The 13,436-nt window shown below is 68.1% G+C and carries 12 protein-coding genes; 9 read left to right on the top strand and 3 right to left on the bottom strand.

Annotated elements, in window-relative coordinates; all coding sequences use genetic code 11:
- Positions 1 to 706 precede the first annotated feature (706 nt).
- From AC1DCG_RS08085 to AC1DCG_RS08065, 5 genes are all read left to right on the top strand, one after another.
- Positions 707 to 1,030: an ArsR/SmtB family transcription factor gene (locus AC1DCG_RS08085; RefSeq protein ID WP_165260475.1), complete on the top strand. Its 324-nt coding sequence runs from the start codon at positions 707 to 709 to the stop codon at positions 1,028 to 1,030.
- A complete protein-coding gene (locus AC1DCG_RS08080; RefSeq protein ID WP_165260473.1) occupies positions 1,027 to 1,446 on the top strand; it encodes an SRPBCC family protein in 420 nt (139 codons plus the stop codon). The genes AC1DCG_RS08085 and AC1DCG_RS08080 overlap by 4 nt, the downstream gene beginning before the upstream one ends.
- Positions 1,447 to 1,570: 124 nt before the next feature.
- Positions 1,571 to 1,777: a hypothetical protein gene (locus AC1DCG_RS08075; protein ID WP_477028998.1), complete on the top strand. Its 207-nt coding sequence runs from the start codon at positions 1,571 to 1,573 to the stop codon at positions 1,775 to 1,777.
- 3 nt (positions 1,778 to 1,780) lie between these two features.
- Positions 1,781 to 2,215: a DUF1801 domain-containing protein gene (locus AC1DCG_RS08070; protein WP_477028997.1), complete on the top strand. Its 435-nt coding sequence runs from the start codon at positions 1,781 to 1,783 to the stop codon at positions 2,213 to 2,215.
- A 12-nt stretch (positions 2,216 to 2,227) separates the two neighbouring features.
- The gene (locus AC1DCG_RS08065; protein ID WP_477028996.1) at positions 2,228 to 2,641 is read left to right on the top strand and encodes a DUF1801 domain-containing protein; all 414 of its coding nucleotides are present in this window, start codon (positions 2,228 to 2,230) and stop codon (positions 2,639 to 2,641) included.
- A 255-nt stretch (positions 2,642 to 2,896) separates the two neighbouring features.
- On the opposite strand, the gene AC1DCG_RS08060 is transcribed toward AC1DCG_RS08065, so the two are convergent.
- Positions 2,897 to 6,031 (bottom strand): TonB-dependent receptor, encoded by a 3,135-nt coding sequence (locus AC1DCG_RS08060; RefSeq protein WP_477028995.1) that lies wholly within the window; start codon positions 6,029 to 6,031, stop codon positions 2,897 to 2,899.
- A 1,387-nt stretch (positions 6,032 to 7,418) separates the two neighbouring features.
- Complete coding sequence (locus AC1DCG_RS08055; RefSeq protein ID WP_165260264.1) at positions 7,419 to 7,568, bottom strand: hypothetical protein; 150 nt, start codon at positions 7,566 to 7,568, stop codon at positions 7,419 to 7,421.
- 145 nt (positions 7,569 to 7,713) lie between these two features.
- Between AC1DCG_RS08055 and AC1DCG_RS08050 the strand changes: the two genes are divergently transcribed.
- On the top strand, positions 7,714 to 8,487 hold the full coding sequence (locus AC1DCG_RS08050; protein WP_477028994.1) for a methyltransferase domain-containing protein: 774 nt from the start codon (positions 7,714 to 7,716) through the stop codon (positions 8,485 to 8,487).
- Between the two features lie 42 nt (positions 8,488 to 8,529).
- Here AC1DCG_RS08050 and AC1DCG_RS08045 read toward each other — a convergent pair whose 3' ends face one another.
- The gene (locus tag AC1DCG_RS08045; RefSeq protein WP_477029001.1) at positions 8,530 to 10,263 is read right to left on the bottom strand and encodes a patatin-like phospholipase family protein; all 1,734 of its coding nucleotides are present in this window, start codon (positions 10,261 to 10,263) and stop codon (positions 8,530 to 8,532) included.
- A 113-nt stretch (positions 10,264 to 10,376) separates the two neighbouring features.
- Here AC1DCG_RS08045 and AC1DCG_RS08040 point away from each other — a divergent pair, with 113 nt between their 5' ends.
- The 3 genes from AC1DCG_RS08040 to AC1DCG_RS08030 all read left to right on the top strand — a co-directional run bounded on the left by AC1DCG_RS08040 (position 10,377) and on the right by AC1DCG_RS08030 (position 13,404).
- A complete protein-coding gene (locus tag AC1DCG_RS08040; RefSeq protein ID WP_477028993.1) occupies positions 10,377 to 11,969 on the top strand; it encodes a carboxyl transferase domain-containing protein in 1,593 nt (530 codons plus the stop codon).
- A 63-nt stretch (positions 11,970 to 12,032) separates the two neighbouring features.
- Positions 12,033 to 12,878: an enoyl-CoA hydratase-related protein gene (locus AC1DCG_RS08035; protein WP_165260462.1), complete on the top strand. Its 846-nt coding sequence runs from the start codon at positions 12,033 to 12,035 to the stop codon at positions 12,876 to 12,878.
- A gap of 106 nt (positions 12,879 to 12,984) precedes the next feature.
- Complete coding sequence (locus tag AC1DCG_RS08030; protein WP_165260460.1) at positions 12,985 to 13,404, top strand: hypothetical protein; 420 nt, start codon at positions 12,985 to 12,987, stop codon at positions 13,402 to 13,404.
- Positions 13,405 to 13,436 lie beyond the last annotated feature (32 nt).

The raw sequence follows: 13,436 nt of genomic DNA, 5'->3' as shown, positions 1-13,436 counted from the left end.
GGCCCGAAGCGGCGACGTGGATGCGATCGAGCGGGTTTAGAGGGCGGGGGACGTAAACCCGCCTATCGGTTGGTTCGCCTGTCATGAACCTCCGCCCGTCCAAGGGTCCGCGCCGCCATGCACGCCTGGCCGCCAAGAAACGGGGCGCACTGCATGGGGAAGGGGCAAAAGGCGGAAGAGGCCTGCGCGCCCCGGCCTGAGGAATAACGATCGCGCGGGGCGTTCCAGCTTCGTCGAAACGGTACTTGAAACAAACACATCCGGGCGAGGCCCGGACGCCCCGCGCCCTCTCCATCACCATCGCAGTGAAAGCGCGAGGCCGCAAAGCCGCGCCCGCCTACAAGGAACCTCCCCCTGTGGGGGGAGGCGGCCGAAGGCCGGTGGGGGGCCGTTTTCAGCTTCCGAAGCGTCGGTCGATCACCCACCAACTCCCCCCACCGATCGCTGACGCGATCGCCTCCCCCACAGGGGTAGGTCCGCCGACCAAGGCCCTCCCCCTGAAGGGGGAGGTGGCCCGGGAGGGCCGGAGGGGGGGTATCTGATGAGGCAGAAACAGCCGCAGACGCCGCAGTCCCTTCCCCCTCAGTCGCTCCGCGACACCCCTTCAGGGGAAGCATCTGGGCGGAGGGCCGTCGGGCGCTCATTGACTCACTCATAACTCGCCAGTTATAGAAATAACATAACCCGTCAGTTATCGATTTCGCCCATGGAAACCCAGACCGACCTCCTGTTCCGCGCCCTGGCCGACCCGACCCGTCGGGCCCTGTTCGAGCGGCTGTGCCGCGAGGGCGAGCAGACCGTGGGGGCGTTGACGGCGACGGCGGGGGTGTCGCAGCCGGCGGTGTCCAAGCACCTGGCGGCGCTGAAGGCGGCCGGTCTGGTCGCCGACCGGCACGAGGGCCGGCAGACCCACTACAGCCCCCGTACGGCGGCCCTGGGGCCGCTGGCGGACTGGACCAAGGACATGGCGCGGTTCTGGGAAGGGCGGTTCGACGCCCTCGAGGATCTGCTGAGCAGGATGGACCAATGACCGATACGCGCACCGCCGTCGTCGAGCGGGAATTCCAGCATCCCCCGGAAAAGCTGTGGCGGGCCCTGACCCAGCCGCACCTGATCGAGGAATGGCTGATGAAGAACGACTTCGCCCCCAAGGTCGGCCATCGCTTCCAGCTGAAGGGCGAGTGGGGCGGCACGCTGGACTGCGAGGTCCTGACCATCGAGCCGGGCCGCGTGCTGGCCTACCGCTGGGACTTCGACCACGAGGACCCGGCCTATGGCTTGAAGAGCATCGTCACCCTGACGCTGACCCCCACCGCCGCCGGCACCCATCTGCGCATGGAGCAGGCCGGTTTCCGTCCCGACCAGAAGCAGGCCTACGGCGGCGCCCACGCCGGCTGGAAGACCTTCTTCGACAAGCTGGACGGGCTGCTGGCGAAGGAAGGGTAGGGGCGAAACCCTCGCCCTTCGACAGGCTCAGGGTGAGGGTTTTCAGCCGCCGAGCCGACCATGGTCCTCATCCTGAGCTTGTCGAAGGACGAGGACCACGCAACCACAACAAAGGGAGAAAACCATGAGCGGCTTCATCCGCCAGGGCCATCGCTGGCTCTCCATCGCCTTCACCCTGGGCGTGCTGACCTACATCGGCGTGATGACCACGAAGGGCCAGCCTGCGGCATGGGTGGGCCTGCTGGCCCTGATCCCGTTGATCCTGCTGCTGGTCTCGGGGCTTTATCTGTTCGCGCTGCCCTACGTGCTGCGCTGGCGGAGGAAGGGCTGAGCCATGACGGGCGACAAGGGTCCCGTGAAGCTGCTCTCGGGCGGCAATCCGCAGATCCCCAAGGGCGACGGCGACGCGCCTGTCCAGGCCTACATCGCCGCCATGCCCGGCTGGAAGCGGCAGGTGGGCGAGCGCATCGACGCCGTGGTCGCCCGCGAGGTGCCCGGCGTGCGCAAGGCGGTGAAGTGGAACTCGCCGTTCTACGGCGCGCCGGTCGGCGAGGGCTGGTTCCTCAGCCTGCATTGCATGACGAAGTACGTGAAGGTGGCCTTCTTCAAGGGCGCGGCGCTGGAGCCGCCTCCGCCGGGGCCGTCGAAGCAGGCCAATGTGCGCTATCTCGACGTCTACGAGGACAGCCTAAGCGAAGGGGCCTGGGACGAGGCCCGGTTCGCCGACTGGGTGCGGCAGGCCGCCGCCCAGCCCGGCGAGAAGATGTGAGGGAGCAACGACATGAAGGCGGGAGCCGCCGGCGAGCCCCAGAGCGGGGCGCAGGCCAGCAATCTGATCGACGAGCGCATCGCCTCGCTGGGCGACTGGCGCGGAGAGACCCTGGCCAGGGTGCGTGCCCTGATCCACGAGGCCGATCCCGACGTGCTGGAGGAGTGGAAGTGGCGCGGCACGCCGGTGTGGTCGCACGGCGGCATCGTCTGCACGGGCGAGACCTACAAGGCCTACGTCAAGCTGACCTTCGCCAAGGGCGCGGCGCTGCCGGATCCCGCGGGGCTGTTCAATTCCAGCCTGGAGGGGAACACCCGCCGAGCCATCGACATCCATGAAGGCGCGGCGATCGACGAGGCGGCGCTGAAGGCGCTGTTCCAGGCGGCGGTGGCGCTGAACCTGAGCAAGAAGGGCAAGAAGGGCTGAGGCTCTTTCCCGTTTTCCTTCCCGTCATTCCCGCCCTTGTGGCGGGAAACCCTCTCTCAGCCGCAGGGGCCGAAGGGGCGGACTGCCAAGCAGTCCGCTGGCGTCTCATGCGTCTGCGGAAACAGGGGTTCCCGCCACAAGGGCGGGAACGACGGGTGTTTATAGGGAGAATGACGGGAGGCCTGGCGCCGCCAGAAACGAAGAAGGCCGCCCCGGTTGCCCGGGGCGGCCCTTTCGTTTCGCTTTCGCGACGCCTTAGAACTTGTAGGTGGCGCCGACGAAGAAGCGACGGCCGGCATAGCCGGTGTTGATCAGGCGGATGTCGCCGGCCCAGGTGGACTCGTCTTCCTTCGTCAGGTTCTTGCCTTCGACGAAGAGAGCGAGGCCTTCCGGACCCGGCTTCCAGGTGACCTTGCCATCCAGGTAGCCGGTCGGATCGCGGAAGATCGGGTTAGCCGAGGTGTCGGCCGCCGTGACCAGGTATTCCGAGCGGTAGTTGTAGGCGAGGCGGGCGTTGATCGGGCCCTTCTCGTACCACAGGGTGGCGTTGTAGCTGTGCTTCGACAGGCCCGGATAGGGCAGCTGCGAACCGTCCAGCGAGCTGTAGACGCCGACGTCGGTGGCCTTCTGGTAGGTGTAGTTGAAGTCGACGCCCAGGCCCGACAGCAGGCCCGGCAGCCAGGTGAAGGCCGTCTTGGCGGTCAGCTCGACGCCCTGGATCTTGGCGCCGTCGCCGTTGATGTAGGTGTTGTAGTAGTACAGCGTGCCGTCGCCGAAGATGTCCTGCTGGCCCAGGTTGGTGCGCTGCGACAGGTAGAACGAGCGGATGTCCTTGTAGAAGAAGCCGGCCGACAGCTGGGTGTCGCTGTCGGGGTACCACTCGAACGACAGGTCGTACTGGTTGGCGCGGTACGGCTTCAGGCCCGGGTTGCCGGCGGTGCAGCTGTCGGGGCCGTCTTCCGACGTGCCGTCGTTGGTGTAGTTGATGGTGCAGGTGACGCTGGGCATCAGGTAGTTGACCAGCGGGCGGGCCATCAGCTGGGCGAAGCCGGCGCGGGCGCTCAGGCGGTTGTCGATCAGCCAGGTCTGGATGTTGAAGCTCGGCAGATAGACCGTGTACTTCTTGGTCATCGTCGTCTGGACGTTCGACACCGTCGTGGTGGTGGCGACGTTGTTGACGAGACGGGTCTCGTTGCGGGTCAGCTGGCCCGTGGCGGTCGTCTCGGTGGTGACGCGACGGACGCCGAAGTTGCCGAGAACTTCCTTGCCCAGCAGGTCGAAGCCGTAGTCCAGACGGATGTACTGGGCGCCGGTCTTCTCACCGACGCGGTACGGGATCTGGTCGTAGGTCTTACCGTCGTTGCCGACGCCCTTGTACAGGTTGTCGAGGTTGAAGTGCGTCGTGTCGAGGTATTGAGAGATACCGGCGAACGAGGGGTACTTCCAGCTGTCGGGCAGGCCGTTGCCGCCGTAGTAGAAGTTCGACGGCAACTGGGTCATGGCCTGGGCGAACACGGCGTTCGAGAAGGCGCGCGACCAGGTCTCGGTCGAGTTCCAGTAGCTGGTCTGATAGGCGTTGCCGAGCACCGGGTTGGTCTGGTCGGCGGTCTGGCCGGCCAGCACCGTGGCGGTCGAGTTCACCGAGTTGGCGTAGATGACGATGTCGTCCAGCGCGCTGGTCGGGTTGGCGCCCGTGTTGACGATGTAGCCGCCGTAGCCGTAGCCGTAGGTGCTGGCGTCCGAATAGCGGCCGCCGAACTTGACGCTCTTCAGGAACGGCAGGTCGGTGCGGTAGGTGAAGTCGATCTTGTATTGGTCTTCCTCGCTGGCCGACTGCGAGGGGCGGTACTGGATCTGGTACTGGTTGACCGCCGAGGCGTCCGAGGGGCTGTAGCCCTGGGCGAAGGTGAAGATCGGGGCCGAGCCGTTCGGGTCCAGCGTGACCTTCAGGCCGGGCGTGTTGAACGACACCGAGGCGTTGTTGGTCTGGCTGAGGGTCTCGGTTTCGCCGTGCGAACCGACGAAGTCGACCTTCAGGCGCTCGCCGTCATAGTTGAAGCCGAACGTCGTGTACTTGGACTCCGAGGTGTACTTGAAGTCGCGCGACGAGATGCTGAAGGCGTTGTTGCCGCCGCGGTTGGCCGTGCCGACGCAGTCGCCGATGACGAATTCGGTGACGTTGTGGTTGGCGTCGACCTTCACGCCCGGGACGTTCTGGGCGGTGGCGGCCGTGACGCGGGCGCAGCCCGGGCCGTAGTTCAGGGCGTCGAGCGAGGTCAGGCCCGTGCCGTAGTTGATGTCGTTGAGGACCTGCTCGCGCTTGTTCTGCTGGTAGGTGACGAAGGCGTTCAGGTTGTCGGTGAACTTGTACTGGGCGGTGAACTCACCCGAGGTGCGGGTGTCGTCACGGGTCCAGACGCGGTAGCGCGGCACGCGCGGGCTGTAGTCGTACCACTGGCTTTCGCAGGCGGTGCGGGCCTGGGCGGTCGACAGCACCGCGGCGTTCGGCGTCGTGATGGTGGCGCAGCTGGCTTCGGTGTCGAAGCCGGCGATGTAGTCGCTGACCGCCTTGCCGTAAGTCGGGTTGTAGTACTCGACGGTCTTGTCGGCCGAGTTGTCGAAGTCGCCGAGCAGGGCCCAGGAGTGGTCGTCGTAGTAGTCGCCGCGGGTCAGGACGCGGTCGTAGGTGACGTTGCCCATCAGGCCCAGGCGGCCGTCGAACAGCTGGGTGGCGCCGAACACGCTGCCGCGCGGCTTCCAGCCGGGCAGGGTGTCGAGCTTCTGCTGCGAGGCCGTGAACGACATCGTAGGCTTCTTGAAGTCGAGCGGCTTGCGGGTGGTCACCGACACGGTGCCGCCGACGCCGCCTTCGGTCATGTCGGGGGTGAAGCCTTTGAAGACGTCGATCGACTTGACCATTTCCGACGGCAGTTCGCGGAAGTCGTTCGAGCGGCCGCCGCCGCCGTAGACCGACAGGTTGCCGGCGGTCGACAGGGCGCTGACGCCGTTGATCTCGACGCGGTTCAGGTCGGGTTCGACGCCGCGGATCGACACCGCGTTGCCTTCACCAAAGTCGCGGGCCAGCTGCACGCCGGTGACGCGGCCCAGGGCTTCGCCGACGTTCTTGTCGGGGAACTGGCCGATGTCTTCGGCGACGATCGAGTCCGAGACCGTGCCGGCGCGCTTCTTGCGGCCCATGGCCGACTGCAGGCTGGCGCGGGTGCCGACGACGACGACTTCCTCGACGGCGGTCTCGGTGGACGCGCCGGCGGCGGGAGCCGGAGCGGTCTGGGCGAGGGCCGAGCCGCCGCCGACCAGCAGCAGGACGGCCGCCATGCCCGTGGTGCGCATCAGTCCGTTATCGCGTCGGACCTTGGTGTTGACCTTCATAGTATTCCTCCAAGTCGTGGGTGGCGAACCACCCGGCCGGCGGCGTCTCGCGAGGCGGCCGGCTTTAAAGTCGTGAGATGGAAGCCTGGGCGGCGGGAGCGTCCGACGAAGACCGGCAGTCGAATCGGAAGTCCCTGGGCCCGGGCCGTTGCGATGCGCGAAGATCGAGGGCAGGGCGGACCGGCGGCGCTGTGCGCTCTGGCGGACGTTCCTGACGGCGAGCCTGGGGTAAGGAGCTGACGCCTCGACGGCCGGCGGCGAAACGCTGCGCCGGTCCGTATCTCGATCTTCTGCGATCGTGCGCGTGTTGCGGACACGCGGCACTGTCCAAGGCGGTCTGTCGTCCGTCGCGGACCTTTGGTCTCTGCGTACGGAACGTATCCATCCATTTCCAAACCGAAGCCACGAGTCAACGGTCTGGAGACAAAATTGCGTCGGCGGGGCCTGTAGCCCCATTCGTGTGACAATTAAAGCACCATATTCCCATATGGTGGAATGCTTTTGCAATAATCGGGATTAGTGCTTGATTTTGGCGCGTATCCTGCCCACTGTGGCGACATTCGGCGCGTCCGCGCGCCCGGCCGACGGCAAGATCGGGATCGAGAGGAAACGACAGGACATGGCCCCCAGGGCCTTCCCCGTTCCCTACCGCCCCACCGAACCGCCTGCCGCCTTGGGGTAGTCAGCAGGGAGGGACAGTCATCCCACCGGTCGCTTCGGCGGCGCGTCGGACGCTTTCGCAGAAGGCTCGGGCGTGACGAGGATACCGGTGTCTATAGCGGTCTTTTAGTCACTAGAGATTGTGGTCGCGTTTCTCGGCGTTGTGTGTGCGTGCCGTGGGTCGACGCTTCCGGAAGCGGGTTTCGCAAGGGGTTGCGGGCGCGCTTCGAGCACTGACCGTCCCGTCCTGCAGAGGGCGGGGCGAATTCCATATCTGGGGGGCTCTGCCGGGCGTCAACGCGCCTGGCGAGTCTGATCGCCGCGGCGTCTTGTCCGCGAGCCTGGCGCGTGGGCGCGCCGAGATTTTCTGTTCCCGAAACGAAAGAAGCCCCGGAACGTGTCCGAGGCTTCCGATCCGTTCACGGCCTGCGCTCGGGCGCGCGGCCGAAGGACGGCATTTGTCCGCAAAGGGCGCTGGAGGTCAGGGTTGACCCATGGTCTTCACGGAGCGTTCCAGCGCGTTCGCGATCGACAAATGAGACACTGGATCACCTCCTTTCGGCTGCGCGTCACAACCTGACGCCCAACTAAGGTTGGGTGCGAAAGGCGCTTTGGCAAGTGGCCGGCGACGGCGCGCGCGACCTGTCCGATCGGGTGATGGGGGGGCAGCCCCGGTTCGCGCAAAGGGGGACCGTGCGCGATCCGGGGCCGCGCTCCTGGCGGCTGGCTAGAGGGCGCGCCAGGCCAGGAGGATGAGAGTCCAGAGACCAAGGTTGAAGGCCAGGGCCGCCACGCGGGGGCCGTTCACGCGCGCGGCCAGGGCCACGGCGCGCGGGCGCTGGGCATGGGGAGCGGCGGTGGCGGCGGTGCGGGTCACGGCGGTGGTTCCTTCGGATGTCGGGGCGACGCCGGGTGCGTCGCGCTTCTGATGATTAAGATAGGAAGCCGGGGGTTAGTTTCATATGCGACAAAACGGACACGGGGCCTCATGGTCCTGCGCGAATTGTCGCAGAGAGTCGCGCATGCCCGCCTGGGATCCTGACGTCTATTCCCGCTACCGCGCCTATCGCGACCGGCCGGCCCTGGACCTGATGCTGAAGATCCCCCGCGACCTGGATCCCAGGGAGATCTGGGACCTGGGCTGCGGCCCGGGCGAGCACGCCGCGCTGCTGGCCGCGCGTCATCCAGGCGCGGTGGTCCATGGCCTGGATTCGAGCCCGCAGATGCTCGAGCGCGCCAAGGGGCAGGGGGCGGGTGTCGACTGGGTGCTGGGCGACATCGACGCCTGGCGCCCGGCCGTCGCCCCCGACCTGATCTTCACCAACGCCGCCCTGCAATGGCTGGACGGGCACGAGGCGCTGTTTCCCCGGCTACTGGAAAGCCTGGCGCCCGGCGGGGTGCTGGCCTGCCAGATCCCGCAGGTCGAGGACGCCGGCTGGCGGCGCAGTCTGCGCGAGGTCGCCGCCGACGGCCCTTGGGCCGGCAAGCTGGCGGCGCTGGACGGCGTGCGCCAGGGTCACGATCCGCGCGCCTATCACGACTGGCTCTCGCCGCTGGCTGACGACCTCGACGTCTGGGTGACGACCTATCTTCACGCGCTGGAGGGCGAGGACCCGATCGTCGACTGGACCTCGGGCACGAGTCTTCGGCCCTATCTGGAGCGGCTGGAGCCCGGCGCCGAGACGGCGGCGTTTCTGGCGGCCTGGCGCGAGCGGCTGGCGCGGGACTATCCGCGGCGGGACGACGGGATCACGCTGCTGCCGTTCACGCGACTGTTCGTGGTGGCGCGGCGTTAGAGGGCTTTTGATCCCCCTCTCCAAGAGAGAGGGATCAGAAAACTACTCCATCTCCGCCAGGCTCTTCCTGCGCCGGAGCTCCGTCACAGGAACCTCCAGGCCGTCGAGCGCCATCGCCGCGGCCTCGAAGCCCGCCGCCACGGCCGGTTCGAAGGCCTTCCAGTCGCGGATGTCGACGCCTTCCAGCTTCGGCGTGACCAGCACGTCGCTGGCCTCGCGGCTGGCGGCGAGATCCCGGCTGGTGGAGACGGTGGCCGCGCGCATCAGCAGCGCGACGATGGGCGGGCCTTTGCGCCACTCGCCCGAGACCAGCCAGCGCCAGAACGACGGCGGCGTGACGATGTCGTCGGCGGTGATGCTGCGGCCGCGGGTGACGTCGACGCCGATGATGGGGCCCAGCTGGAAGGCGCGCATGACGTCGGCGGGAAAGTTCTTCATCACCGCCCCGTCGACCAGCACCGCCTCGCCGTCGGTCACGGGCGGCAGCACGCCGGGCAGCGAGATCGAGGCGCGCAGCGCCCGATGCAGCGCTCCGGTGCGATGCAGGTGATAGGCGCCCGAGGTCAGGTTCGACGACACGCAGAAGAACGGCAGCCACAGGTCGGCGATGTCGATGTCGCCGAAGTGCTCGTGCAGGCGGTCCTTGACCTTCTCGCCCCGGGTCATGGCGATCAGCGGAAAGGCGATGTCGTCCAGCGGGCTGGATTCCACGAAGGCCTGGCGGATCCGGGTCTCCATCTCGCCGTCGTCCCAGCCCATGGCCAGGCCTGCCGCGACGATGGCGCCCATCGAGGCGCCGCCGACGAAGTCGATGGGCACGCCCCGTTCGCGCAGCGCCTGGACGGCGCCGACATGGGCGTAGGCCCGCGCGCCGCCGCCGGAAAGGACGAGACCCACCGACTGCCCGGTCAGCACCCGGGCCAGGCGCTCCACGTCGGCCAGGCCGTTTTCGCGCAGGTGGAATAAGCGGGCCGCGTCGGTGGCCTCGACCCAGGCCTGCGAGCCCTGGGGCCGCTTGGCGGCGGGCGGCTGGATCAGGATCAGGTCGATCAGGCGCTGGGCCTGCAGCGGCCGCGAGGCGTAGGTCGGCAGCTCGCCGGGCGGCGGACGGTCGCCGCGGCCGACCCGGAACAGCCGGTCGACCTGGCGGCCGACCACGTGCTTCCAGGCCGTCTCGTGCATCTCGGCGACGTACAGCACGAAGTCGTGGGTGCGCTCCACGCGGCTGAACCACTCGGTGGGGGCCAAAAGGCTCTCGCCGCCCTCGACGGTGACCGCATAGCCCAGCGAGGCGATGCAGCGGGCGATGCGCTCGACGATCGGGCGGATGGGCGGGCCGTCGCTGGCGGCGATGAAGCCGTAGACCGACGGGTCGCCGATCGAGGCGTGGGCGCCGGCCTGGCGGGCGCGGCGGATCATCAGCCGCGACAGCTCGATCATCACGTCGGGATCCTGCTCGACCGCCTCGAAGAAGGCGGTGCGGGGCAGGGCCAGCACCTCGGAATCGCGCAGCGCCACCATGTGGGCCGAGTGCGGGGCGCCGGCGATCATCGCCATCTCGCCGGCCGGCTCGCCCGGGCGGATCACGCCCAGGAACTGCGGTTCCTGGCCCTCTTCGCGTCTGAAGGCGCCGAGGCGGCCGGTGCGCAGGAAGTAGAGGTGGTCGGAGGCCTCGCCGGGCGCATAGAGTAGGGAGCCGCCGGGCAGGGAGAACCAGGCGGCGTCGCCCTCGCGCCCTTCGCGCGCGAACAGCCGGGCCAGGGCCGTGTCGGCCATGAAGTCGGGTAGGGTGACCACGAGACGGACGCTAAACGGAACCGGCGAGCTTTGCCAATGAGGGTGAAATATCGTCGCTTTCGGAAGGAAACGGAAAAGGCTATGCCTCGCCTATGCCGAAGCTGAACACGCTTATTGACAAGAACAGCGCTTCGTTCGTGAAAAACGCTGCCCACAACACGGCCCTGGTGGAGGAACTGCGCGAAAGGGTCGCGACCGCGGCTCTGGGCGGCTCGGAGAGCGCCCGCAGCAAGCACGCCGCCCGTGGCAAGCTGCTGCCCCGCGAACGCGTCGAGCGCCTGCTGGACCCCGGTTCGCCGTTCCTGGAGATCGGCCAGCTGGCCGCCTTCGACCTCTACAAGGGCGAGGCGCCGGGCGCGGGAATCATCGCCGGGATCGGCCGGGTCTCGGGCCGCGAGGTGATGATCGTGGCCAACGACGCCACGGTGAAGGGCGGCGCCTATTTCCCGATGACGGTGAAGAAGCACCTGCGCGCCCAGGAGATCGCCGAGCAGAACCGCCTGCCGTGCGTCTATCTGGTCGACAGCGGCGGCGCGAACCTGCCCCACCAGGCCGAGGTGTTCCCCGACCGCGACCACTTCGGCCGCATCTTCTTCAACCAGGCGCGGATGAGCGCCCGCGGCATCGCCCAGATCGCCTGCGTCATGGGCTCGTGCACCGCCGGCGGCGCCTATGTGCCGGCGATGAGCGACGAGACCGTCATCGTGCGCGAGCAGGGCACCATCTTCCTGGCCGGCCCGCCGCTGGTGAAGGCCGCCACCGGCGAGGTGATCAGCGCCGAAGAGCTGGGCGGGGCCGACACCCACGGCCGCCGTTCGGGCGTCGTCGACCACGTGGCCGACGACGACGAGCACGCGCTGGAGATCGTCCGCTCGATCGTCGCCAACCTGAACGCCGAGAAGCGGCACGAGGCGGTGGTCGCCGACGCCGAGCCGCCGCTCTACGACCCGGAAGAGATCTACGGCGTCGTGCCGACCGACGTGCGCGCGCCCTACGACGTGCGCGAGGTGATCGCCCGCATCGTCGACGGCAGCAAGTTCGACGAGTTCAAGGCGCTGTACGGCACGACCCTGGTCTGCGGCTTCGCCCGCATCTGGGGCCAGCCGGTGGCGATCCTGGCCAACAACGGCGTGCTGTTTTCCGAAAGCGCGCTGAAGGGCGCGCACTTCATCGAGCTGGCCTGCAAGCGCAAGATCCCGCTGGTGTTCCTGCAGAACATCTCGGGCTTCATGGTCGGCGGCAAGTACGAGGCCGGCGGCATCGCCAAGGACGGCGCCAAGCTGGTGACCGCGGTGGCGAGCGCGGAGGTGCCGAAGTTCACGGTGCTGATCGGCGGCAGCTTCGGGGCCGGCAACTACGGCATGTGCGGCCGCGCCTACAGCCCGCGTTTCCTGTTCACCTGGCCCAATAGCCGCATCTCGGTGATGGGCGGCGAGCAGGCCGCTAGCGTGCTGGCCACCGTCCACCGCGACGCAGGCAGCTGGAGCGAGGAAGAGGCCGAGGCCTTCAAGGCTCCGATCCGCCAGCGTTACGAGGACGAGGGCAATCCCTACCACGCCACCTCGCGGCTGTGGGACGACGGGATCATTGATCCGGCGCAAACCCGCGACGTGCTGGGCCTGGCCATATCGGCCAGCCTGAACGCGCCGATTCCGGAGACGACCTTCGGCGTCTTCAGGATGTGACGGTGCAAGCGGAACCTCTGCTTTGGGCGTACCATTAGACTTCCGATTAGAAGGAGCGTGCTCATGACCAACCCCATCGCCGACCCGATCGTCGAGGTTCCCGACACCGACGCCATGAGCCCGCTGGTCCATATCGATTCCACGCCCGAGGGGGCGGTGACGGTGTGGATCAACCGGCCCGAGAAGAAGAACGCCTTCGACGGCGAGACCATCGCCGCTCTGGCCCAGGCGTTCGAGACCCTGCACGGGGCCGAGGGCGTGCGGATCGTGTTCCTGCGCGGCGTGGGCGGCACGTTCTGCGCCGGGGCCGACCTGGAATGGATGGCCGCCGCCGCCGAGTGGGACGAGGACGATAACCGCACCGACGCGCTGGAGCTGGCGCGGATGCTCAAGGCCTTGCACGACATTCCGGCCCTGACCGTGGCCCTGGTCGAGGGCGCGGCCTTCGGCGGCGGGGCGGGCCTGGTGGCCGCCTGCGACCACGCCCTGGCCAGCGCGGATGCGAAGTTCGCCTTCTCGGAAGTGAAGCTGGGCCTGACCCCGGCCACCATCAGCCCCTACGTCATCGCCGCGCTGGGGCCGCGCACGTCCAAGCTCCTGTTCGCCACCGGCCGGGTGTTCGACGCCGACGCCGCCTGGAGCTACGGCTTGGTCGACGAGGTGTTCGACGACGTCGAAGGCCTGGTCGCCGCCCAGGACGCCCTGATCGAGGAGGTCCTCGTCTGCGCCCCCGGCGCGATCGGCGACGCCAAGGCCCTGGTCAACGACTTCGCCTTCGAGAAGATCGACCGCGGCCTGATCGACGACAGCGCCCGCCGCATCGCCCGCCGCCGCGTCTCCGACGAGGGGCAGGAAGGCGTTCGGGCCTTCCTGGGCAAGCGCAAGCCCAGCTGGATGGCCGACAGCTAGCACGCTGTGTCCGAGCAGCGGTCATCGCGCGCGATGCGATTTCCTCAGGTTGCATCGCGCGTAGCATCACGCCCCGGGGCCGCTTGGCGAGCCTTGGGGGATGATCATGATATCGCGTGCGGCTCTGGTGGTCGTGGCTCTCTGCGCGGCGGCGCTGTCCGGCTGCGTCGAGACGGTGCAGGGGGCGAACTGGAGCGGCCCGGATGTCTGGACCGGCGACGGGCGGCTCACCTCGAAGAAGGCTTTGCAGGAGCATGTCGAGGGCGTGGCCGTGCTGGTCTGCCGCCAGGCCGAGGAAGGGCGACTGGCCGACTGTCGGATCGGCCTTGAGACGCCCGAGGGCTACGGCTTCGCCGATGCGGCTATGCGCATGTCTGGGCAGATGAAGATCGTTCCCGCCGAGCGGCGTCCGTTGGGGGAAATCCTGGCCCTGCCGGTGTCGTTCTGCCCCACGCCCAAGGATCGCCCGGCCTGCCAGGCGCGCGCCGCGCAGCGGGCCAAGGAGGTGGCCGAGAAGGCGGGCTGAAGGCGGGCGCGCCTCGAAAGCCCCTTGCCCCG

The organism is Caulobacter sp. 10L414 (assembly GCF_056395525.1).
The sequence above is the reverse complement of the archived record's forward strand: the minus strand, read 5'-3'. Positions and strand labels throughout refer to the sequence as shown.